The sequence below is a fragment of the Streptosporangium sp. NPDC000509 genome (genome assembly GCF_042898365.1).
Lineage (GTDB): Bacteria > Actinomycetota > Actinomycetes > Streptosporangiales > Streptosporangiaceae > Streptosporangium.
This window is the reverse complement of sequence record NZ_JBIAYX010000001.1, coordinates 477,841-498,496: the sequence shown is the minus strand read 5'-3', so window position 1 is coordinate 498,496 and position 20,656 is coordinate 477,841. Positions and strand designations below refer to the sequence as shown.

General features: G+C 71.4%; 19 protein-coding genes. 14 read left to right on the top strand and 5 right to left on the bottom strand.

The window, feature by feature from the left end:
• Nucleotides 1-9: 9 nt before the first annotated feature.
• The 3 genes from ACFY3D_RS01925 to ACFY3D_RS01915 form a co-directional block, all read right to left on the bottom strand.
• Entirely contained in the window at nt 10-858 is an 849-nt protein-coding gene (locus ACFY3D_RS01925) for an ABC transporter permease (protein WP_389973628.1), read from the bottom strand.
• Complete coding sequence (locus ACFY3D_RS01920; RefSeq protein WP_389973625.1) at nt 855-1,937, bottom strand: LLM class flavin-dependent oxidoreductase; 1,083 nt, start codon at nt 1,935-1,937, stop codon at nt 855-857. The genes ACFY3D_RS01925 and ACFY3D_RS01920 overlap by 4 nt, the downstream gene beginning before the upstream one ends.
• 295 nt (nt 1,938-2,232) lie before the next feature.
• Complete coding sequence (locus ACFY3D_RS01915; RefSeq protein WP_389973622.1) at nt 2,233-3,144, bottom strand: GNAT family N-acetyltransferase; 912 nt, start codon at nt 3,142-3,144, stop codon at nt 2,233-2,235.
• A 152-nt stretch (nt 3,145-3,296) separates the two neighbouring features.
• Between ACFY3D_RS01915 and ACFY3D_RS01910 the strand changes: the two genes are divergently transcribed.
• From ACFY3D_RS01910 to thiI, 5 genes are all read left to right on the top strand, one after another.
• Nucleotides 3,297-4,289, top strand: a complete 993-nt coding sequence (locus ACFY3D_RS01910; protein ID WP_389973619.1) for a lactonase family protein — start codon at nt 3,297-3,299, stop codon at nt 4,287-4,289.
• A gap of 339 nt (nt 4,290-4,628) precedes the next feature.
• Nucleotides 4,629-5,654: a 6-phosphofructokinase gene (locus ACFY3D_RS01905; protein WP_350948005.1), complete on the top strand. Its 1,026-nt coding sequence runs from the start codon at nt 4,629-4,631 to the stop codon at nt 5,652-5,654.
• 308 nt (nt 5,655-5,962) lie between these two features.
• The gene (gene macS, locus ACFY3D_RS01900) at nt 5,963-7,072 is read left to right on the top strand and encodes a MacS family sensor histidine kinase (RefSeq protein WP_389973616.1); all 1,110 of its coding nucleotides are present in this window, start codon (nt 5,963-5,965) and stop codon (nt 7,070-7,072) included.
• 171 nt (nt 7,073-7,243) lie between these two features.
• Complete coding sequence (locus tag ACFY3D_RS01895; protein ID WP_362895840.1) at nt 7,244-7,873, top strand: response regulator transcription factor; 630 nt, start codon at nt 7,244-7,246, stop codon at nt 7,871-7,873.
• Nucleotides 7,874-8,094: 221 nt separating this feature from the next.
• Complete coding sequence (gene thiI, locus ACFY3D_RS01890; RefSeq protein WP_350948007.1) at nt 8,095-9,297, top strand: tRNA uracil 4-sulfurtransferase ThiI; 1,203 nt, start codon at nt 8,095-8,097, stop codon at nt 9,295-9,297.
• Between the two features lie 133 nt (nt 9,298-9,430).
• On the opposite strand, the gene aroF is transcribed toward thiI, so the two are convergent.
• On the bottom strand, nt 9,431-10,468 hold the full coding sequence (aroF, locus tag ACFY3D_RS01885; RefSeq protein ID WP_389973612.1) for a 3-deoxy-7-phosphoheptulonate synthase: 1,038 nt from the start codon (nt 10,466-10,468) through the stop codon (nt 9,431-9,433).
• A 350-nt stretch (nt 10,469-10,818) separates the two neighbouring features.
• Here aroF and ACFY3D_RS01880 point away from each other — a divergent pair, with 350 nt between their 5' ends.
• From ACFY3D_RS01880 to ACFY3D_RS01870, 3 genes are read left to right on the top strand one after another with little or no spacing between them, the layout of a single operon-like run.
• Nucleotides 10,819-11,460: a molybdopterin-dependent oxidoreductase gene (locus tag ACFY3D_RS01880; RefSeq protein ID WP_362895602.1), complete on the top strand. Its 642-nt coding sequence runs from the start codon at nt 10,819-10,821 to the stop codon at nt 11,458-11,460.
• Between the two features lie 48 nt (nt 11,461-11,508).
• Entirely contained in the window at nt 11,509-12,753 is a 1,245-nt protein-coding gene (locus tag ACFY3D_RS01875) for a sensor histidine kinase (RefSeq protein WP_389973608.1), read from the top strand.
• Between the two features lie 50 nt (nt 12,754-12,803).
• On the top strand, nt 12,804-13,592 hold the full coding sequence (locus ACFY3D_RS01870) for a LytTR family DNA-binding domain-containing protein (RefSeq protein WP_350948010.1): 789 nt from the start codon (nt 12,804-12,806) through the stop codon (nt 13,590-13,592).
• A 1,171-nt stretch (nt 13,593-14,763) separates the two neighbouring features.
• On the opposite strand, the gene ACFY3D_RS01865 is transcribed toward ACFY3D_RS01870, so the two are convergent.
• The gene (locus ACFY3D_RS01865) at nt 14,764-15,603 is read right to left on the bottom strand and encodes a deoxyribonuclease IV (RefSeq protein WP_389973604.1); all 840 of its coding nucleotides are present in this window, start codon (nt 15,601-15,603) and stop codon (nt 14,764-14,766) included.
• Between the two features lie 401 nt (nt 15,604-16,004).
• Between ACFY3D_RS01865 and uraD the strand changes: the two genes are divergently transcribed.
• The 6 genes from uraD to ACFY3D_RS01835 are packed head-to-tail and all read left to right on the top strand — an operon-like array spanning nt 16,005 to nt 20,605.
• Nucleotides 16,005-16,658 carry a 2-oxo-4-hydroxy-4-carboxy-5-ureidoimidazoline decarboxylase gene (gene uraD, locus ACFY3D_RS01860; protein ID WP_389973601.1) on the top strand — a complete coding sequence of 218 codons (654 nt, stop codon included), beginning with the start codon at nt 16,005-16,007 and terminating at the stop codon, nt 16,656-16,658.
• The gene (gene uraH / locus ACFY3D_RS01855; RefSeq protein ID WP_389973598.1) at nt 16,655-16,966 is read left to right on the top strand and encodes a hydroxyisourate hydrolase; all 312 of its coding nucleotides are present in this window, start codon (nt 16,655-16,657) and stop codon (nt 16,964-16,966) included. Before uraD ends, uraH begins: the two co-directional genes overlap by 4 nt.
• A complete protein-coding gene (pucL, locus tag ACFY3D_RS01850; protein WP_389973595.1) occupies nt 16,967-17,869 on the top strand; it encodes a factor-independent urate hydroxylase in 903 nt (300 codons plus the stop codon).
• 5 nt (nt 17,870-17,874) lie between these two features.
• Complete coding sequence (locus ACFY3D_RS01845) at nt 17,875-18,750, top strand: FAD binding domain-containing protein (protein ID WP_389973592.1); 876 nt, start codon at nt 17,875-17,877, stop codon at nt 18,748-18,750.
• Nucleotides 18,750-19,223: a (2Fe-2S)-binding protein gene (locus tag ACFY3D_RS01840; RefSeq protein ID WP_389974350.1), complete on the top strand. Its 474-nt coding sequence runs from the start codon at nt 18,750-18,752 to the stop codon at nt 19,221-19,223. The genes ACFY3D_RS01845 and ACFY3D_RS01840 overlap by 1 nt, the downstream gene beginning before the upstream one ends.
• Entirely contained in the window at nt 19,220-20,605 is a 1,386-nt protein-coding gene (locus tag ACFY3D_RS01835) for an 8-oxoguanine deaminase (protein ID WP_389973589.1), read from the top strand. Before ACFY3D_RS01840 ends, ACFY3D_RS01835 begins: the two co-directional genes overlap by 4 nt.
• The last annotated feature ends 51 nt before the right edge of the window (nt 20,606-20,656 follow it).

The following is a 20,656-nucleotide window of genomic DNA, read 5'->3' as shown; positions in this document are numbered from 1 at the left end:
GGGTCTTTCCTAGGTACGGCCGCGCCAGGGAACCAGGCGGCGGTCCAGCGTTTGCAGGAGGAAGTCGATGAGCAGGCCGGACAGGCCGATGACGATGATCCCGAGCACCACCACGTCCGTCTGGTTGTAGCGCTGGGCGTCGCGGACCATCCCGCCGATGCCGGGCACGCCGTTCACGGTCTCGGCGGCGACCACGGTGGTGTAGGCGACGCCCACGGCCACCCGTACCCCCGTGATGATCTCGGGCAGCGCGCTCGGCAGCACCACCCGCAGCGGCAGCTCGTGCCGGCGGGCGCCCAGTGAGCGGGCCGCGTTCAGGTAGTCCTCGTGCACGCCGCGTACGGCGTCGGCGGTGGCCACCGCGACCGGCGGGAGCGCGGCGAGCAGCAGGAGCCAGATCTTGGGCTCCTCGTCGATGCCGAACCAGATCACCAGCAGGCTGAGGTACGCCAGCGGCGGCAGGGTGCGCACGAACGTGACCAGCGGGCCGAGCAGCGCGCGCAGCGTGGGGACCATGCCGATCAGCAGTCCCAGCGCGATGCCGCCCGTCACCCCGTACAGGCAGCCGAGCAGGATGCGGCGCAGGCTGGTCAGCAGGTGCTCCTGGAGGGTGTGGCCGCTCACCCCCTCGGCGGTGGTGCGCAGGAACTGGTCCCAGACCGCGACGGGCTCCGGCACGAAGACCGGTGGCCAGATCCCGGCCATGGCCACGGCCTGCCAGATCGCGACCAGCGCGACGATCGCCCCGGCCCGCAGCGCGAGGGCCCGCCAGAGTCCGGAGCCCTGTTCGCCTCCGGAGGCGCCGGTGCGGCGAGGGCGGAGACGGGGAAGGCGGGGAGGGGCGGTGAGGACGCTCACGTGACGAGCGCGGGGGGCGCGAGCCGGGGAAGGACGAAGTCGCCCACCCGCCAGGCCTCCTCCAGATGCGGCCAGCCGGACAGCACGAACTCCGACAGGCCCAGCTCGGCGTACTCGCGGAGGCGCTCGGCGACCTCCGCGTAGCTGCCGACCAGCGCGGTGCCCGCGCCCTCCCTGACCAGCCCGACCCCCGCCCAGAGGTTGGGCGAGATCTCCAGCGCGTCCGCCGAACCCCCGTGGAGGTCGGCCATGCGGCGCTGTCCCACGGAATCCATCCGGGCGAACCGCGCCTGGGCGGCGGCGATCCTGTCCGGGTCCATGCCGTCGAGCAGGCGCCGGGCGTGCGCCCAGGCCTCCTCGGAGGTGTCGCGGGCGATGACGTGGAGCCTGATGCCGAACCGCAGCTCACGGCCCGCCTCGGCGGCGAGCTTGCGCATCCTGGCGACCCGTTCGGCGATCATCGCCGGAGGCTCGCCCCACATCAGGTAGACGTCCGCCCCGGCGGCGGCCACTCGCTCCGCGGCGGGGGAGGCCCCGCCGAAGTAGATGTCGGGGGTGTCGAGGAGCGGTGTGGCGAGCCCGCCCCCCGACACCCGGTAGTGCGCGCCCAGGTGGTCGAACGGCTCGCCCGCCCAGGTGCGCCTGAGCACCTCGATGAACTCGCCGGTGCGCTCGTAGCGGGCGTCGTGGTCGAGGAAGTCGCCGTAGGCGCGCTGCTCCAGGGGGTCGCCGCCGGTGACCACGTTGAGCAGGAGCCGTCCCCCGCTGATCTCCTGGAAGGTCTGCGCCTGCTGGGCGAGCAGCGTGGGGAGGGTGAAGCCCGGCCGGAAGGCGACCAGCAGCTTGATCCGCTCGGTCCGCGCCGCGACGGCGCCGCACACCACCAGCGGGTCGGGACAGCCCGCGCCGACCGGGGTCAGCGCCGCCTCGAAACCCGCCGCCTCGGCGGCGCGGGCCACCTGGGACAGGTAGTCGAGCGTCGCGGGCCTGGCCGCGGCGCCGTCCGCCGCGACGGTGGTCGTGGCGGGCCTGACATGGTGGCCGTCGCCGGTGGTCGGCAGGAACCAGTGCAAGCGCATCTTCGCCTCATCGGGCTCATACGGAACGGGGTGGTGCCCCCGATAGTAACCACATAATACCTATCTATAAAGAGGGAATTAGGGGAGGGGTGGGAGGACCCCGGGCGGGCCTTCGGCCTGCGGGCACCTGGGACTCGGTCGGAGCGACCTTCGAAGACGAGGCTGTCGGGACAGAGTCGGGGGCCGGTATGGAGCAGGAGGGCCGGAGTCGGAACCAAGGACCAGGACGGAGCGGGGCAGGGGCGAAGCCAAGGCGGGAGTGGAGCCGGGAACAGAGCCGGAGGCGGGGGCGGGCTCAGAGGTCGCGGGCCCAGATCTCCTCGACGAAGTCTTCGCCGCCCTCGTTCCGCTCCTTCTCGACCAGCTCGAAGCCGGCCGCCCGGTAGATGCGCCTCGCGCCCAGCAGCACGTCCCTGGTCCACAGCATCATCCGCCGGTATCCGGCGGCCCTGGCGAAGCGCATGCACTCGTCCACCAGGTGGGTGCCGATCCCCATTCCGCGCGCGGACGGCTCGACGAGCAGCATCCGCAGCTGCGCCGTCTCGTCGTCCCTGCGTACGCAGAAGACGCACCCGGCGCGCTCGCCGTCCACCTCGGCGATCCAGCCCGCCTCGCGCCGAGGGTCGTGGTCGTTCACGTAGTCGGCCACGACCCCGGCCACCAGCGCCTCGAAGTCCATCCCCCAGCCCTGCTCCTGGCTGTAGAGCGCGCCGTGGCGGTAGACCACCCAGCCGAGGTCGCCGGGACGTGGCGGGCGGATGACGTACGGCCGGTCCGGCTTCGGTGCCTGGCCGAGGATCTCCTCGATCGTCGCCATGCTCGCGACCAGTCGTCCGCGGTCCTCCTCGGTCAGCCCGGCGAGCAGCTCGTGCACCTCCGCCGCCGCGCGTTCGTCGAAGCCCGCGAACCTCGTCCTGCCCTCGCCGGTCAGCTCGACCACCTGTCGTCGCGCGTCGGCGGCGGACCGCTCGCGCACCACGAGCCCTTCGCCCTCGAACCTGCCGAGCATCCGGCTGAGGTATCCGGCGTCGAGGCCGAGCAGCCGCCGCAGCTCGCTCGCCTCCATCCGGCCCGCCCGGTCCAGCTCGAACAGCACCCTCACCTCGGTGAGCGAGTAGGAGCTGTCGAGGATCCCCTGGTGGAGCAGGCCGATGTGCCCGGTGTAGAAGCGGTTGAAGGCGCGGACGTCCGCCACGTGTCTTTCCATGCTTGACAGCATCAACCGATTCGTTGACGCAGTCAATGAATTAATCGATGCGGGCCGATGTGAGATCGGCGGGCCGCTGCGCTAACTTCGCATTTTGGTCGGAAACAGATGATGATTCCGGGGGCGGCGCGTGCCGTGCCCATGACGGGAGCATGATGGCTGAGGTCGCGTACATCGGTGGGTACACCCCCGACACCGACGGGTCCGGGCCGGGGATCACCCTGGTCGAGCTGGGGAGCCTCGCGCGTCTCGGGGAGACGACGGCCTCCGGCCCCTCCTTCCTCGCCGTCCACCCCACCCTCCCGATCCTGTACGCGGTGGGAGAGAGTGAGCGCGGCACCGTCGGCGTCTTCGCCCGAGCCGAGGACGGCACGCTGAGCCCGCTCGCGCAGCGGCCCAGTGAGGGATCGGCCCCCTGCCACCTCGCGGTGGACCCCACGGGCACGCGTCTGGCGGTGACCAACTACGGCGACGGCACGGTCAGTGTGCACGGCATCGACGGATCCGGCCTCCTGACCGATGTGTGGATCTTCCCCTACCGTGAGGGCGCCCACGCCCACCAGGCGGTCTTCGGCCCCGACGGGGTGCTGCACGTGAGCGACCTGGGCTCCGACGAGATCCGCCGCTACCTGGTCGGGGACGAGGTGGTCCCGCACCCCGCGGGGCCGGTGCGGCTCGCGTCCGGCATGGGGCCCCGGCACATGGCCTGGTCGGACGGCCACTGGTACGTGGCGGGCGAACTGGACGGCACTGTACGCGTCTACGAGGTCTCCGACGGCGCCGGTCCCGCCGACGCCTCCGATCCCTCCGGCGGACAGTGGCGCGAGATCGCGGTCGTCGCGGCCAGTGGGGGCGAGGGGCACAACCAGCCCTCGCACCTGGAGGTCTCCGGCGGCCTCGTCTACGTCGCCAACCGAGGGCCCGACACGATCTCGGTCTTCTCCGGCCCCGAACTGGAGCGGGTGGCCGAGGTTCCCTGCGGCGGTGTCTGGCCGCGGCACTTCGCCATCGCCGACGGTCACATGTACGTGGCCAACCAGCGCTCGAACGGCGTCGCCGTGCTCTCGCTCAAGTCGGGCCTCCCGCAGCCCGCGGAAGAGGTCTTCGCCGTCGGCACTCCCTCCTGCGTACTGCCCCTGTCATAGGGTCGTGTCATAGGACGCCGTGTCGCTGTCACAGGGCCGCTCCCGCAGGGCCCGTGCCGCCCTCGTCGTGAAGGTGCTCAGCGGAGGCTTTCCCGAGGTGTCCGGTGAGCCTCCGACGTGCGCGCCGGGCAGGACGCGGGCGGAGAGGGACGCCGCCACGCGGCCCGGACGCTCCGCCGTCGATCGTGAGAAACGATATGTGAGGCCTACTACACTTGGTCTAGACCACTGGGGCATCTGCGGGCAGAATGCGTTGCGTCGGTGGCGAAAATCCGTTGCCGGACGACCAAGCCACCTAGTCTGGCCACCTTGAACCGACACTCATTACCGGAGGATGCCATGCGTATCGGAGTGCTCACCGGCGGCGGCGACTGCCCCGGCCTGAACGCCGTTATCCGCGCCGTCGTGCGCAAGGGAGTGGGTGTTCACGGGCATGAGTTCGTCGGGTTCCGCGACGGCTGGCGGGGTCCCCTCGAGGGCGAGACCATGCCGCTCGACATCAATGCCGTACGTGGAATCCTGCCCCGTGGCGGAACGATCCTGGGCTCGTCGCGGACGAACCCGATCAAGATCGAAAACGGCGTTGAGAGGATCAAGGAGAACCTCGCGAAGAGCGGGGTCGACGCGCTGATCGCGATCGGCGGCGAGGACACCCTCGGCGTGGCCAAGCAGCTCTTCGACAAGGGCGTGAAGGTCGTCGGCGTGCCCAAGACGATCGACAACGACCTCAACGCGACCGACTACACCTTCGGCTTCGACACGGCCGTCAACATCGCCGTCGAGGCGATCGACCGGCTGCACACCACGGCCGAGTCCCACCACCGCGCGCTGATCTGCGAGGTCATGGGCCGCCACGCGGGCTGGATCGCCCTGCACGCCGGAATGGCGGGCGGTGCCAACGTCATCCTCATCCCGGAGAAGCCCTTCGACATCGACAAGGTGTGCGCCTACGTCGAGTCCCGCTTCGAGACGAAGTACGCGCCGATCATCGTCGTGGCCGAGGGTGCGCACCCGGTCGAGGGCCAGATGGCGCTGCAGGCGGGCGAGCTCGACGCCTTCGGGCACGTGCGGCTCGGCGGCATCGGCGAGACCCTCGCCAAGGAGATCGAGAAGCGCACCGGCAAGGAGGCCCGCACCACCGTGCTCGGCCACATCCAGCGCGGTGGCACCCCCACGGCCTTCGACCGGGTGCTGGCCACCCGGTTCGGCCTGCAGGCGATCGACGCGGTGCAGGAGGGCGACTTCGGGAAGATGGTCGCCCTTCAGGGCACCGAGATCGTCCGGGTCGGTCTCGACGAGGCCACCAAGGAGCTGAAGACCGTGCCGACCGGCCGTTACGAGGAGGCCGAGGTCTTCTTCGGCTGAGCCCCGCTTTCCGAGGCGTCCCCCTTGAGGGGACGCCTGCAAGCGTTCTGCAAGCGGCCTCTCCTAACCTCCCGGCAGGGCGGCCGCCCGCGATTCCCCTCCGTGTACGGCTTGCGCCTTGACCAGGCAAAAGCGGGGGCGCAAGCCGTACACCATCGCCCTCCTCGCTCCGGGACCCACCGGGCGCGAACCGCTCGGGGGCGAACGGGGGCCGAAGAGGGACGGATCTCTCGTCGGCGAATCATCGCGGCTCGTCGCCTTTCCGATGAGCGGCTCGTCGCCTATCCGATGAAAGGTGCGGGCGACGGGTGACGGGAATCGAGGATCCGTTCTGGCGTGCGATCGCGGTCTTCCGCGTCGCGTCCCTCGCGTACGCGGCGGTCCTGCTCATCCGCGCCGGAGGGTACGCCCACCCGGCGACCGGCTGGGTGGTGATCGGCGTCATGGCGCTGTGGACCGTGGCGACGATCTTCGCCTACTCCGTCGAGGAGTTCCGCGGCCGGCCTCTGCTCGCCGCCGACATGCTCGTGACCATGGGTTGCCTGCTCGCCACCCCGGCCGTACAGGGCGTCTACCAGCAGGGCAGCCTGCCGATCACCGGCACCTGGATGGGCGGGGCGGTGCTCGCCTGGGGAGTGTACGGCGGGCGGCGGCTGGGGGCGGTGGCCGCGCTGATCGTCTCGCTCGCCGACCTGTGGCTGCGCGGCATTCCCGGTGGCGACTTCGAGACGCTGCCGATCAACGGCACCGTCCTGCTCTTCCTCGCCGGTGTGGTCGTCGGGCACGTCGCCCGGCTGGCCAAGAAGGCCGAGGAACGCATGCAGCAGGCGATCGAGCTGGAGGCGGCCGGCCGGGAGCGGGAACGGCTCGCGAGGGGAATCCACGACTCGGTGCTCCAGGTGCTCGCGCTGGTCCAGCGACGCGGGCAGGAGATCGGTGGTGAGGCGGCCGAGCTGGGCAGGCTCGCGGGCGAGCAGGAGGCCGCCCTGCGCGAGCTGGTCAGGCTCAGGCCGGAGCCGCCCGCCCTCGGCACCGCGGACCTGTGCGCACTGCTGCACCGGTACGGCTCGGCCACGGTCACCGTCTCCGCCCCGGCGACCCCGCTCACCCTGCCCGCGGCCACCGCGACGGAGCTGGCCGCCGCGGTCGGGGCCGCCCTGGACAACGTCGCCCGCCACTGCGGGGCGCGGGCGCCCGCCTGGGTCTTCGCCGAGGGCGAGGACGGGCTGGTCACCGTGACGGTGCGGGACGAGGGGCCGGGCATCGCCCCCGGACGACTGGAGGAGGCCGCCGCCGACGGGCGCCTCGGTGTCGCGCAGTCCATCAGGGGCCGTATCGCCGACCTCGGCGGCACGGTCACCGTGATCTCGGGTCCCGGCCGGGGCACCGAGATCGAGATGTCGGTCCCGGTCGGTTAGGGAGCCGGTCGGGTAACCGCACAAAGTGTTGATCGACACCGGACGCGGCCGGGCCGACCTGTCGCGACCTGCGGTTCACCCGGAGGCCGAACACCGCGTGGGCTGTACTCGACCGCCGCTCCGGGCGTGTCGCCCGGGACGGAACAGTCCTAAGGTGGGCCAATGCGCGTGATGGTGGTGGACGACCACCCGATGTGGAGGGACGGGGTGGCCAGGGATCTGGCCGAGGCCGGGTACGAGGTCGTGGCCACGGTCGGGGAGGGGCGCCAAGCCGTCCGGGTGGCCGCGGCGGTCCGGCCGGAGCTGGTCGTGCTCGATCTGCAACTGCCCGACCTGCCGGGGGTCGAGGTGGCGAGGAGCCTGGCCGCGTCGAAGCCGCCGCCCCGCGTGCTGGTCCTGTCGGCCAGCGGCGAGCAGGAGGACGTGCTGGAGGCCATCAAGGCAGGCGCGTCCGGATATCTCCTGAAATCCGCGAGCAAGGAGGAGTTCCTCGACGCGGTCAGGCGCACCGCCGAGGGCGACGCGGTGTTCACTCCAGGGCTGGCGGGACTCGTCCTGGGGGAGTACCGCAGGCTGGCGGCCAGACCCGCGCCCGAGGCGACGCCCCGCCTGACCGAGCGGGAGACCGAGGTGCTCCGCCTGGTGGCCAAGGGCCTGTCGTACAAGCAGATCGCCGAGCGTCTCGTGCTCTCCCACCGGACGGTGCAGAACCATGTCCAGAACACGCTGAACAAGCTCCAGCTCCACAATCGGGTGCAACTGGTCCGCTACGCGATCGAACAGGGCCTCGACGGGTCGTAGGGACGACCCGGGTGTGGCGGAGGCGCCCCGGACGGCGATCACGTGGACGGGTCTCGGCGGGGTGCGGGCGACGATCCGGGTGACGGCGCAATCGGATTGACGGCGCGACTAAAGTGGCAAGGTCGAGACGTTGTCTTTGCGCGAGTACGCGAGAGACTTGACGGTGACTCCCCGACGTCCCCGACTCCCGTTCCCCTCGAAGCTCCACCGGAGGTCGCACCATGACCATGTCCGCCTTGGGCGAGCCCTGCGTTCTGCTCAAACTGGGCGAGGTCGTCCTCAAGGGCAACAACCGCGAGCTCTTCGAACGCAGGTTGCAGGCCAACATCAAGGCCGCCCTGAAGGACGTCGGCGTCAAGGTCGACGTACGGCAGCGCCACGGTGTCATCGCGCTCTTCCTGCCGGACGGCAGCGAGGTCGAGGTCGCCGACGCGGTCGCCGAGCGCGTCTCGTACGTCCCCGGCCTGGTCTGGGTGCACCGCGCCTGGCGGGTGGAGAAGGACCCCTCGGCGATCACCAAGGCGGCCATCGAGTTGCTGGCCGACCGCGACGACGTGAGGCGTGGCGTCTCCTTCGCGGTCCGCTCCCGTCGCCGCGACAAGCGCTTCCCGCTCACCTCGATGCAGCTGGACCGCTCGGTCGGCGGCGAGCTCAACGACATCTACGGCCTGCCGGTCGACCTGAAGCGCCCGGAGCTGGTCGTCTCCATCGAGGTCGACCGCGACGAGGCGTTCGTCTTCACCGGCGGGCAGCCCGGCCAGGGCGGGCTGCCGGTCGGCACCAGCGGCAGGGGCCTGGTGTTGATGTCGGGCGGCATCGACTCCCCGGTGGCCGCCTACCGGATGATGCGCCGGGGCCTGCGGGTCGACTTCCTGCACTTCTCCGGAATCCCCTTCACCACCTCCGAGTCCATCTACAAGGCGTACGCGCTGGTCAGAGCGCTCGACAAGTTCCAGGGCGGATCCCGGCTGTGGGTCGTCCCCTTCGGCAAGGCCCAGCAGTCGATCAAGGCTTCGGGACAGGACCGCCTGGCGATCATCACCCAGCGGCGCCTGATGCTGAAGACCGGCGAGGAGGTCGCCCGTCGCCTGCGCGCCGGTGCCCTGGTCACCGGTGACTCCCTGGGACAGGTCTCCTCGCAGACGCTGCAGAACATCACCGCCCAGGACGACGCCGTCGACATGCCGATCCTGCGCCCCCTCATCGGCCTCGACAAGACCGAGATCATGGCCGAGGCGCGCCGCATCGGCACCCTGGCGATCTCCGAGCTGCCCGACGAGGACTGCTGCACGCTTCTCGCCCCCCGCCGGGCCGAGACCGCCGCGAAGGTCGCCGACCTGAAGAAGATCGAGCGCCGCCTGGACGCCGAGGAGCTCGCCGTCCAGCTCGCCGGGTCCCTGCAGGAGTACAGGCTCGACGCCTGAACCACCCCCCTCGGGCGACGGGCGTCGCCCGAGGGGGGTGGGGCTACCGGGGCCACCGAGGGGCCACGAGGGCCACAGGGGCGCTACTGAGGGGCTACCGAGCCGACCGGTGAGACCGAACCGGCGGCTCCCGTCAGGCGGGGGCGAGGAGGTCGCCGGCGGCGACCTTGCCCAGCAGCGGCGGGAGGTGCTCCATCACCTGGGCGAGCTCCTCCAGGTCTGCGTCGACCAGTGCCTGAGGGCCGTCGCAGAGGGCCTGGGCGGGATTCGGGTGCACATCGATGATCACACCGTCGGCGCCGACGGCGATGGCCGCGCGGGTGAGGGGCAGGACCAGGTCGCGGTGCCCGCCCGAGTGGGACGGGTCGACGATCACCGGCAGGTGCGACAGACGCTGGGCGAGCGGCACCGCCGAGACGTCCAGGGTGTTACGGGTGGCGGTCTCGAAGGTGCGGATGCCGCGCTCGCACAGCACGATGTCGAGGTTGCCGCGCTGGGCGACGTACTCGGCGGCCATCAGCCACTCCTCGATGGTGGCGCTCATCCCGCGCTTGAGCATCACCGGTTTGCCGGCGGCGCCGACGGCCTGCAGCAGCGCGAAGTTCTGCGCGTTGCGGGTGCCGACCTGGAGCATGTCGGCGTAGGAGGCGACCAGTTCGACGTCGGCGGCGTCGACGACCTCGGTGACGATGGGAAGCCCGGTCTCCTCGCGCACGTCGGCGAGGATGCGCAGGCCCGCCTCACCGAGCCCCTGGAAGGCGTACGGGGAGGTGCGGGGCTTGTAGGCGCCGCCGCGCAGCAGGGTGGCACCGGCGGCCTTCGCCATCAGGGCGGCCTTCAGGGTCTGCTCCGGGGTCTCCACCGCGCACGGCCCGGCGATCAGGGTGACCGTGTCCGGGCCGATCGGCACGCCGCCGACGCGGACGGTGGACCGTTCGGGATGGTTGTCGCGGCTCACCAGCTTGTACGGCGCGCTCACCCGCATCACGTCGGCCACCCCGGGCATCCCGCGCAGGTCGAGGGTGGTGAACTGGGCGATGTCGCCGACCAGGCCGATGATCGTACGGCTCACCCCCCGGCTGACGAACGCCTCCCCTCCCACCGAGCTGATGATCTTCACGATCGACTCGACGTCCTCCCGCGTGGCGTCCGGACCCATGACGATGACCATTTCTCTCCCTCTCGATCACTCCGTCGGCGCCCGCCGATCCCGGCCGGCTCCGATGTTTCCTGCAGTGGTTGTGACGTTCTCGACGAAGGCCGGAAAAGCAGAAGGCCCCGGGTCCGAAAACCGGACCCGGGGCCTTCTGTTCGCCAGGCTGTCAGCGCAGCATCTGGAGGCGAACGGTCCGACCTGAGGGTCCGTCGCCATACCAAAACCAGAACGCGGTGCGCATAGCGGGAAATGATAGCGCACGCGGAGAGCACACCCTTCCCGCGACCCCGGGGCCAGGCAGAAGAGCGCTATGCGACAGCCACCGAGAGGCCGGGAAATCCGCGATGGCAGGATTACCCCGTGCCATGGGGGAAACGGCGAGGGGAGTGATGGTGGAGCAGTCCGAACCTTCGGAGGAGTCTCGCCTGCCCCCGGGCCAGTACGTCCCCCGGGGCAGGCCGGTGATCCACTACGGCCGGGTGCCCACGTTCCGCCCGGCGACCTGGCAGCTGCACGTCATGGGGGCGACCGCCTCCGGCGAGCAGCACCGCTTCAGCTGGCCGCAGTTCTCGGAACTGCCACGCACCACGATCGTGGCCGACTTCCACTGCGTCACCAAGTTCTCGATCATGGGCAACGAGTGGAACGGGGTGTCCACGGCGACGCTGATGGAGATCGCCCCGCCCGCGCCCGACGTGAGGCACGTGATGATCTGGGGTGAGTACGGCTACAGCGCCAACATCCGCATCGGCGACTTCACCCGCCCCCAGACGATGTTCGCGCTGGAGTTCGACGAGAAACCCATCTCCCCGGAGCGCGGCTTCCCGGTGCGGATGATCGTCCCCCACCTGTACGCCTGGAAGAGCGTCAAGTGGGTCCGCGCCGTGGAATACCTGCTGGAGGACAGGCGCGGCTTCTGGGAGGAGCGCGGCTACCACAACATCGCCGACCCCTGGCGTGAGCAGCGCTACTCCTATCAGGAGGAAGCGGGCGAAGGTCCACCGTGATCGGTGTTCGCCCCTGATCAGAGGGGTCGGTTGACTACCGTTTCCCGCATGTCGACCACCGGCTGGACGCTGCTCTGCGCCTTCAGCGCCATCCTCGGATTCCTCCTCCCCCGCCCGCGCCGGGAGCATCCGGACCGTTCGGGCACCCCGATGGACGAGGCCACCTTCCTCGCACTGCACATCGCGGCGATGGCGGCACCCTCGCTGCGGGCCGGGCTCACCCGCGAGTCCGCCGGCAAGGCGGCCCGCCACCTGCGCGCCCTGCTGGGCACCGGCGCCGTCGCGGTCGCCGACACCGGCGGCCTGCTCGCCTGGGACGGCGCGGCGGGCTGCCATCGCGACCACCTGCCCGAGCACGCCCGCGGCGTCCTGGCCCCGGCCGGCCCTCGGGCGGTGGCAGGACAGGATCTGAGCTGTGGCACGCCAGGCTGCGTCATCCGGAGCGGCGTCGTCGTACCGCTCACCGTCGACGGGCGGGTGGTCGGCGCACTCGCCGCGTACGACACCGTGATGGGCGCGGCACTGGCGCGTACCGTCACCGAGGTCGCCCGCTGGGTCTCCGGGCAACTGGAGCTGGCCGAGGTCGCCTCCTCGCGGCGGCGGACGATGGAGGCCGAGATGCGGGTGCTGCGCGCCCAGATGTCCCCGCACTTCGTCTACAACGCGCTGACCACCATCGCCTCGTTCGTCCGTACCGACCCCGACCGGGCGCGGGAACTGCTGGTGGAGTTCGCCGACTTCAACCGGTACGCGCTGCGCCGGGCCCGTGACTTCGCCACCCTCGCCGAGGAACTGCACTGCGTGGATCGCTACCTGCTGCTGGAACGTGCCAGGTTCGGCGACCGGCTGCACGTCACCCTCACGGTCGCGCCGGAGGTGCTGTCGCTCTCCGTCCCGTTCCTCTGCCTGCAACCCCTGGTGGAGAACGCCGTCAAGCACGGGGTGGCCGCCGCGGGACAGCGCGGCGAGGTCCGGGTGGTCGTCAGCGACGCCGGACCCGAGGCCCACATCAGCGTGCAGGACGACGGCCTGGGCATGCCACCCGAGCGGACCCGGCTGCTCCTCGACGGCGGCTTCCCGCGCGAAGGCTCACATGAGGGCTCACCGGGAGGCCCGCCCGAGGACGGGGAGGGTGGGATCGGGCTGGCCGGAGTCGACGTGCGGTTCCGTCAGATGTACGGAGAGGACTACGGCCTGGTCGTGGAGAGTGCCCCGAACGCGGGCACCACGGTGAGGCTCCGCGTTCCCAAGCTCCCACCGCCGATAGCTATTTGTAGTCAAACTATTACCTGAAGTCGCCGTGAGGCTTGCGGCGGATGCGATTGGAAGGGCAGCGTAGGGCCATGTTGCGAGTCCTGGCCGTTGACGACGAGGTCCCCGCTCTTGAGGAGATCGCCCATCTCCTCCGCCAGGACCCCCGGATCGAGCACGTCTCCACAGCACTGGGCGGCGTCACCGCGCTCCAGGACATGGTCCAGATGATCGGTACGGGCGAGCGGCTGGACGGGGTCTTCCTCGACATCCGGATGCCCGGCCTCGACGGCCTCGACCTGGGCAGGCTCATCGCGGGCTTCCCCAACCCGCCCCGGCTGGTCTTCGTCACCGCCCACGAGGATTGCGCGGTGCAGGCCTTCGAGCTGGAGGCGGTGGATTACCTGCTCAAACCGGTCAGGGCCGACCGGCTGGCCGAGGCGGTGCGGCGCCTGGAGTCCATGGTTCCCGCGGCGCCCGCCCTCGTGCCCGAGGACGTCATCCCGGTCGAGCTCGCCGGACGGACGAGGTTCGTGCCCCAGCAGGCGGTCTGGTTCGCCGAGGCGCAGGGGGACTACGTCCGGCTGCACACCGACGAGGGCAGCTACCTGGTCCGCATGCCGCTCGCCGCGCTGGAGCGGCGGTGGGCGGGATCGGGGTTCATCAGGGTGCACCGCAGCACGCTCGTCTCGGTGCGGCACGTGAGCGAGCTGCGCTTCGACGGCGGCCGGGTGATGCTCAGGGTCGGCACCGAGACGCTCCCGGTCAGCCGCCGCCACACCCGCCAGGTCCGCGAGCGGCTCGTCCGCCAGTTCCGCGACCGCCCGGCCGTCCCCGGCGTGACCCGGACCAGGCCCCTGCCCTCCGCCGCCCTGCGGTAGCCACCCGCATCTCCCTCGCGGATCGAGGAGCCCCGTCCAACGGGTCCGGTCGCTTCCTCCTCGCGGGAATTCCGTCGCATCGGCCCGGCTCCGATGGGAGTTCCGTCGCACCCGCTTCGTCGGCTTCGTCGGCGCGAACCCGGCGCTGACGGTCAGGGCTCACCTCTCGAAGACACGGGGTCGGGGCGGGTCCCGCCCGTTCTCTGCCTTTCGTGGCTTTCGCGGGCGCTCTACCGGACGCCGTGCGGGGTTTCCCCGGCGGCTCCTTGCCTCTCTCGCGGCCGTAGACCGCTGTGGGAGTTTTCTTCCCGAGGACCGGGTCGTCGCGGCCTCCTGTGGCGATTCACGCCCGCGTGGACCCGGGTGCGCCCCCTTCGACCGGTGGACCTTCGTCCGTGTCCCCGATCGCGGCCCCCGACGGCCGGCTCCTGGTGACCCGCGTCCGTCCCGGCGGTTGGTCCTGGGCGACGCGTGCCCGTCCAGGCGATCGGTCCGGGAGTAATCCGCACCCGCCCCGGCGGTGAGTCGGGGAGGCCCGCACCCGACTCGACAGTGGGCCGGGAGGCCCGCGCCTGGCGTAAGCACCCCCGCCTGGGACGCCCACCTGTCGTCGCCGGACTCCCGGTCGCGGACTCCGCTCACCGGCGGGCGTTTCGCGCACCCTGCCGACCGGTGTTCACGCAGGCCCCACGAGCCCCCGATCGACCGTTCGTCGCCCGTCGGCGGCCGCTCGTCGCGTCGGCACTCTCCGCACATCGACAACTACGAACCGTTAATCGCGCTGGAGGGAAAGCGCCGCTCGCTCGTCTGGACGCGCCTCTAGTGTTCCCTCATCGGAGAACGGGACCCGCCGCGTCAGGGGGGGACAGAGAGCCGCGAGGCTCGGGTAAGACCTGACGTGCGGACATCGGGTGACCGTCGAGAGCCGGCGACATCCGGTCACTCGGCCGCCGGGTCCTCGGCCAGAACGGGGAGGGGCCGCCGATCTCCGATATGACGGGACGCCCGCGCCAGCCGACGGGCCGGACCGTGATCCGGCCACACGGGGGCGGTCGGATCACGAGGACGGGCGTCCCGTCCGGCCCCACGAGCCCGATGACGCGGGCTCTGCCGGACGGCGAACGCCGAGGTGAACGACCCGGCGAACACCGGAAGGCGGCCGGTCGTCGCGTCAGGCGTCGCGGAGCTTCTTGAGCAGGTCGATGTCCTCGCGGTGCTTCTCCGCGCCGCCCGGCGTCTCGATGCAGAACGGGACGCCCGCCACCACGGGGTGGCGCATCATCTCGGCGAAGGACGCGGCGCCGATGTGGCCCGCGCCGATGTTCTCGTGCCGGTCCCTCCGGGAGGCGCACGGGTCCTTGGAGTCGTTGGCGTGGACCAGTTTGAGCCGCCCGGGGGCGATCGCGTGCAGGGCGTCCAGGGTCTCGTTGAGGCCCTCGGAGGTCGACAGGTCGTGCCCGGCGGAGAAGACGTGGCAGGTGTCGAAACAGATCCCCGCCTTCGGATGCCAGCCGAGGGCCTCCAGGTAGGGCTCCAGGTCCTGGACGGTCGCGCAGAGGACCCCGCCCTGCCCGGCCATCGACTCCAGCAGCAGATCGGGGCCGTCCTCGGGGATCTCCTCCAGGAGCGGCAGGAGATGCTCGTGCAACTGCCGCAGGGCGTCCTCACGGGACTGGCTCACCGCCGACCCCGTGTGGATCACCACTCCCTTCGCGCCGATCGCGTGGGCACGCAGCAGGTTGTGCCGCACGGCGGCCACCGACTTCTCCAGCGTCTCGGGACTGGGAGACCCCATGTTGACCAGGTAGGAGGCGTGCACGAAGGAGAGCACGCCCGATTCGCGCAGCTTGGCGTCCTGGACGGGGTCGCCTGCGGCGAGCGCCCAGCCGCGGGGGTTGCTGACGAACACCTGGATCATCTCGGCGCCGATGTCCGCGGCGTAGCGCAGCCCGCCCTTGGCGAGGCCGCCGGTGACGGAGACGTGCCCGCCGATGGGGGAGAGTGAAGTCATAGTGCCACCATTTTAGGCGTCGTCCAGGGGGCAGGCCCGCTTCCGGCGATCGGCGTTTCTTATCGCGTGACCTCGGCCGCCGACGCTTTGTACCTTTCGGTGCTCATGGATGGGACGGTGGTGCGCGAGGGCGGGGCGGGAGCGGGTGATGTACGGGATCGGGCGGGCGGCCCGCGACGGTCCGGCGGTGATCCGGCGGGCCGCCCGGCCCGTTTCGTGGGACCCCTTGACAGGGGCCGGTTCGGCACTCCCGCAGGGCTTTCCGGCGCACATCACGGAGGCGGGCGGAGGGTGAAGATCAACGAGTTTGGAGCATGTTACGAAAATCCGGGGCAAATCATGGCTCAGTTTGCGCTTCGTGGCGCTGGACCGCACACACCGGTGGTGTGTGTACTGCTGCCATGCCTAACGTGAACTCCGCGCCGCCGGTTTCGGGGCTGGCCGCGTTCAACGCGCTGGGCGCCGAGGAGGCCGAGGCCGGTCTGCTCGCCTGCTGCGCCTGCCGGGCCTTCGCCCGGGAGGTGGCCGCGTCGCGCCCCTATCGCGATCTCGACCGGCTGGCCGAGACGGCGGAGGCCGTCGTACGAGGGCTGGACTGGTCCGGTGTCCGCGAGGCGCTGGCCGCCCACCCCCGGATCGGCGAGCCGCCTCGCGCGGCGGAGCGGCCCCCCGCCGAGGAGCCGTCCCTCGAGGGAGGACCGGTGCCGGGTTCCGGGTCGGCCGATCGCCCGGAAGGACACCCGGAACGCCCGGAACACCAGGAACGTCCGGAACGCTCGGAAAGGGAGGCGGCCTGGTCGCGCGGGGAGCAGGCGGGGGTGGACACGGCGGGGAAGGACATCCTCGACAGGTTGGCGGAGGGCAACCGCGCCTACGAGCGGCGGTTCGGTCACGTCTACCTGATCTGCGCCACCGGTCTGTCGGCGGAGGAGATGCTGGCCCGTCTCACCGAGCGGCTCGGCAACGACGAGGACACCGAGCGGGACGTCGTCAGGACCGAACTCGCGAAGATCACCCGTCTGCGGCTGGCGAAACTTCTGGGAGCCGCCGCATGAGCCTGTCCACCCACGTGCTGGACGCCGCCCTGGGCAGGCCCGCGGCGGGGGTCGCCGTACGCCTGGAAAGGGACGGCGAGGTGCTCGCCGAGGGGGTCACCGACGCCGACGGGCGGATCGCGGGGTGGACCTGCGGGGTGGGAGAGCACCGCCTGGTCTTCGACACCGGCGGCTACTTCGCCGCCCGCGCGGTGGACGCCTTCTACCCCCGGGTCTCGATCGACTTCACGGTGGCGGACCCCGGTGAGCACCACCACGTTCCCCTGCTGCTCAGCCCGTTCGCCTACTCGACGTATCGAGGGAGCTAGATGGCCGTCGTTCTCGGTCCCAACCGCTACGGCAAGGCGGAGACCCGCCTGGTCCGCGTCGTCAGGGACGGCGGCGTCCACCACATCAAGGACGTCACCGTCGGCTCGGCGCTGTCGGGCACGATGGAGGAGGTCCACCTCACCGGCGACAACGCCGCGGTCCTGCCGACCGACACGCAGAAGAACACCGTGTACGCCTTCGCCAGGAAGTACGGCGTGGCGGAGATCGAGGACTTCGCGATCCTGCTGGCCCGTCACTACGTGGAGGCGCAGCCCACCGTCCACCACGCCCGCGTGGAGATCGAGGAGCACTTCTGGGACCGCATCCCGGTGTCGGAGGAGGCCGAGAAGAAGGGCGGGCGGCACTCCTTCGTCCGCTCGGGAAGGGAGACGCGCACCTGCGTCGTCCACCACGACCGCGACGGCACCACCACCGTGGTCTCCGGGCTGAAGGACCTGACGGTGCTCAACTCGACCGACTCGGAGTTCTCCGGCTTCGTCCAGGACGAGTACACCACCCTCGCCCCCACCAAGGACCGGGTCCTCGCCACCGCCGTCTCGGCCCGCTGGCGGCACCTGCCGGGGGTGGCCGGGCAGCGGACGGCGTACCGGGAGTCGTACGACGAGGTGCGCCGCCACCTGCTCGGGGCGTTCGCCGAGACCTACAGCCTGTCGCTGCAGCAGACCCTTTACGCGATGGGCGAGCGGGTACTGAACGCCAGAGAGGAGGTCTGCGAGGTGCGTCTGGCGATGCCCAACAAACATCACTTCCTGGTCGACCTCACCCCGTTCGGGCTGGACAACCCCAACGAGGTGTTCTACGCGGCCGACCGTCCCTACGGGCTGATCGAGGGCGACGTGCTCCGCGACGACGCCCCCGACGCCCGCTTCGCCTGGGAGTGACGACCATGGACTTCCTGCGACCCGCCACCTGGGCGGAGGCACTCGCCGCCAAGGCCGGCCTGCCGGAGGCCGTGCCCATCCAGGGCGGCACCGACATGATGGTCGAGCTCAACTTCGACGTGCGGCGGCCCGCCGCGCTGCTCGACCTGAACCGCGTCGCCGAGCTCACGGCGTGGAGCGAGGAGGCGGACGGCAGGCTCAGGATCGGCGCGGGCGTGACGTACGCCCGCCTGATCGGCGAGCTGGGCGACCGGCTCCCCGGCCTGGCGCAGGCCTCCCGCACGGTCGGCTCGCCGCAGATCCGCAACCGCGGCACCGTGGGGGGCAACCTCGGCGCCGCCTCGCCCGCGGGGGACAGCCACCCGCCGCTCCTGGCCGGCGGCGCGGTCGTGGAGGTCGAGTCCGCGGCCAGGGGGACGCGGATGATTCCGGCCGACGAGTTCTACCTCGGGGTCAAGCGCAGCGCGCTGGAGGCCGACGAGCTGATCCGGGCGTTCTGGATGAGCCCCGCGAGCGGCCCCCAGTACTTCTCCAAGGTCGGCACCCGCAACGCCATGGTGATCGCGGTCTGCTCGTTCGCGATCGCGCTGCACCCCGGCGAGCGCCGGGTCGGCACCGGCATCGGCTCGGCCGCCCCGACCCCCCGCCGCGCCGTCGCCGCCGAGGAGTTCCTCGCCACCGAGCTCGACTGGGAGGCCCGGCTCGACCCCGGGGTGCTGGAACGCTTCGGGGAACTGGCGGCCGGGTCCGTCTCCCCGATCGACGACGTGCGCGGCACCGCCGACTACCGGCGCCACGCCATCGCGGTGATGGCGCGGCGCACCCTCACCTGGGCGTGGAACGAGTTCCGCTCGGGACACTTCGAGAGGAGGGCCGGATGATGCGCGTCACCTTCACCGTCAACGGTCGCACAGAGGTCGCCGACGACGTCTGGGAGGGCGAGAGCCTCCTGTACGTCCTGCGTGAGCGCGTCGGCCTGCCCGGTTCCAAGAACGCGTGCGAGCAGGGCGAGTGCGGCTCCTGCACGGTCTACCTCGACGGGATCCCCGTCTGCGCGTGCCTGGTCGCGGCCGGGCAGGCCGAGGGGCGTGAGGTCCGCACCGTCGAGGGGCTCGCCGACGGTGACCGGCTCGCCCCGATCCAGGAGGCCTTCGTCGAGTGCGGCGCCGTCCAGTGCGGCTTCTGCACCCCCGGCCTCCTCGTACAGGCCCACGACCTGATCGAACGGGTCGCGCGGCCGTCCGACGCGGAGATCCGCGAGGCCCTGGCGGGCAACCTGTGCCGGTGCACCGGCTACGAGAAGATCCTCGACGCCGTTCGTCTGGCCGCGGCGCGGAAGGCGGAGGCCTCGTGAGCGCGACCCTGATCGAGAACGTCCACATCGCCCCGGTGGTGGGCGAGGAGATCCCCTCGGGGCACATCCACGTCGAGGGTGACAGGATCGTGGCCCTCGGCGCCGGCCCCGCGCCGGACGTCCCCGGGGCGGCAAGGATCGACGGCACCGGCTGTCTCGCCACCCCCGGCCTGGTCAACACCCACCACCACCTCTACCAGTGGGCCTCCCAGGGGCTCGCCCAGGACGCCACCCTGTTCGAGTGGCTGACGGCGCTCTACCAGGTGTGGGCCGCGATGGACGCCGAGGTCGTCAGGGGCGCGGCGGGCGCGGGGCTGGGCTATCTGGCCCTGTCGGGCTGCACCACCTCCAGCGACCACCACTACATCTTCCCCTCCGGGCGCGGGGACCTGTTCGCCGCGGAGATCGAGGCGGCGAGGCAGGTCGGCCTCCGCTTCCACCCCGCGCGGGGCTCGATGGACCGGGGCAGGTCGCAGGGCGGCCTGCCACCGGACGTCGTGGTCGAGCGGCTGGACGAGATCCTTGAGGCGACGGCCGAGGCCGTCGACACCTACCACGACCCGTCCTTCTCCTCCATGCTGCGCGTCGCGGTCGCCCCCTGCTCGCCGTTCTCCGTCAGCGCCGACCTGATGACCGAGGCCGCCGCGCTGGCCAGGTCCAAGGGCGTGCGCCTGCACACCCACCTCGCCGAGACCCTCGACGAGGAGGAGCACTGCCTGCGGCAGGTCGGGCAGCGCCCGGTCGACTACATGGAGAAGCTCGGCTGGCTCGGCCCGGACGTGTGGTTCGCCCACGCCGTCCACCTGAGCGACGGCGACATCGACGTCTTCGCCCAGACCGGTACGGGTTCGGCGCACTGCCCCAGCTCCAACGGCCGCCTCGGCGCCGGGATCGCCCGCGTCTCCGAGATGCTCCACCGGGGGGCGAACGTCGGCCTGGGCGTGGACGGCAGCGCCTCCGCCGAGCTCACCTCCCTCTCCGGCGAGATGCGCCAGGCCCTGCTGTTCCAGCGGGCCAGGTACGGGCCCACCGCGCTCACCGCGCGCCAGGCCCTGGAGATCGCGACCCTCGGCGGGGCGAGGAACCTGGGCCGTCAGGAGGAGCTCGGCTCCCTGGAGGCGGGCAAGCTCGCCGACATCGCCCTCTGGCGCACCGACGCCTTCGCCTCCGCGGTCGCCGACCCGGTCTGCGCCCTGGTGTTCGGCACCCGGCAGCCTCCGCTGGCCCGTCTGCTGGTCGGCGGCGAGACCGTCGTCGAGGACGACGAGCTGCGTACCGTCGCCCAGGACGAGCTCGGCCGCGCGGGAGGCGAGGCGCACCGCCGTCTCATGCGCCTGGCCGAGGAGCAGGGCTTCACGGCGGCGAAGGAGGTCGGCGGATGAGACGGGTCGCGGGGCCGGGCGTCGAGGACGCGCGGGGACGAATGTGATGAT

Coding starts and splice junctions, on each gene's coding strand:
- ACFY3D_RS01920 (WP_389973625.1), bottom strand. CDS start 1,937: ATGCGCTTGCACTGGTTCCTGCCGACCACCGGCGACGGCCACCATGTC.
- ACFY3D_RS01915 (WP_389973622.1), bottom strand. CDS start 3,144: ATGGAAAGACACGTGGCGGACGTCCGCGCCTTCAACCGCTTCTACACC.
- ACFY3D_RS01910 (WP_389973619.1), top strand. CDS start 3,297: ATGATGGCTGAGGTCGCGTACATCGGTGGGTACACCCCCGACACCGAC.
- ACFY3D_RS01905 (WP_350948005.1), top strand. CDS start 4,629: ATGCGTATCGGAGTGCTCACCGGCGGCGGCGACTGCCCCGGCCTGAAC.
- ACFY3D_RS01895 (WP_362895840.1), top strand. CDS start 7,244: ATGGTGGTGGACGACCACCCGATGTGGAGGGACGGGGTGGCCAGGGAT.
- thiI (WP_350948007.1), top strand. CDS start 8,095: ATGACCATGTCCGCCTTGGGCGAGCCCTGCGTTCTGCTCAAACTGGGC.
- aroF (WP_389973612.1), bottom strand. CDS start 10,468: ATGGTCATCGTCATGGGTCCGGACGCCACGCGGGAGGACGTCGAGTCG.
- ACFY3D_RS01880 (WP_362895602.1), top strand. CDS start 10,819: ATGGGGGAAACGGCGAGGGGAGTGATGGTGGAGCAGTCCGAACCTTCG.
- ACFY3D_RS01875 (WP_389973608.1), top strand. CDS start 11,509: ATGTCGACCACCGGCTGGACGCTGCTCTGCGCCTTCAGCGCCATCCTC.
- ACFY3D_RS01870 (WP_350948010.1), top strand. CDS start 12,804: ATGTTGCGAGTCCTGGCCGTTGACGACGAGGTCCCCGCTCTTGAGGAG.
- ACFY3D_RS01865 (WP_389973604.1), bottom strand. CDS start 15,603: ATGACTTCACTCTCCCCCATCGGCGGGCACGTCTCCGTCACCGGCGGC.
- uraD (WP_389973601.1), top strand. CDS start 16,005: ATGCCTAACGTGAACTCCGCGCCGCCGGTTTCGGGGCTGGCCGCGTTC.
- uraH (WP_389973598.1), top strand. CDS start 16,655: ATGAGCCTGTCCACCCACGTGCTGGACGCCGCCCTGGGCAGGCCCGCG.
- pucL (WP_389973595.1), top strand. CDS start 16,967: ATGGCCGTCGTTCTCGGTCCCAACCGCTACGGCAAGGCGGAGACCCGC.
- ACFY3D_RS01845 (WP_389973592.1), top strand. CDS start 17,875: ATGGACTTCCTGCGACCCGCCACCTGGGCGGAGGCACTCGCCGCCAAG.
- ACFY3D_RS01840 (WP_389974350.1), top strand. CDS start 18,750: ATGCGCGTCACCTTCACCGTCAACGGTCGCACAGAGGTCGCCGACGAC.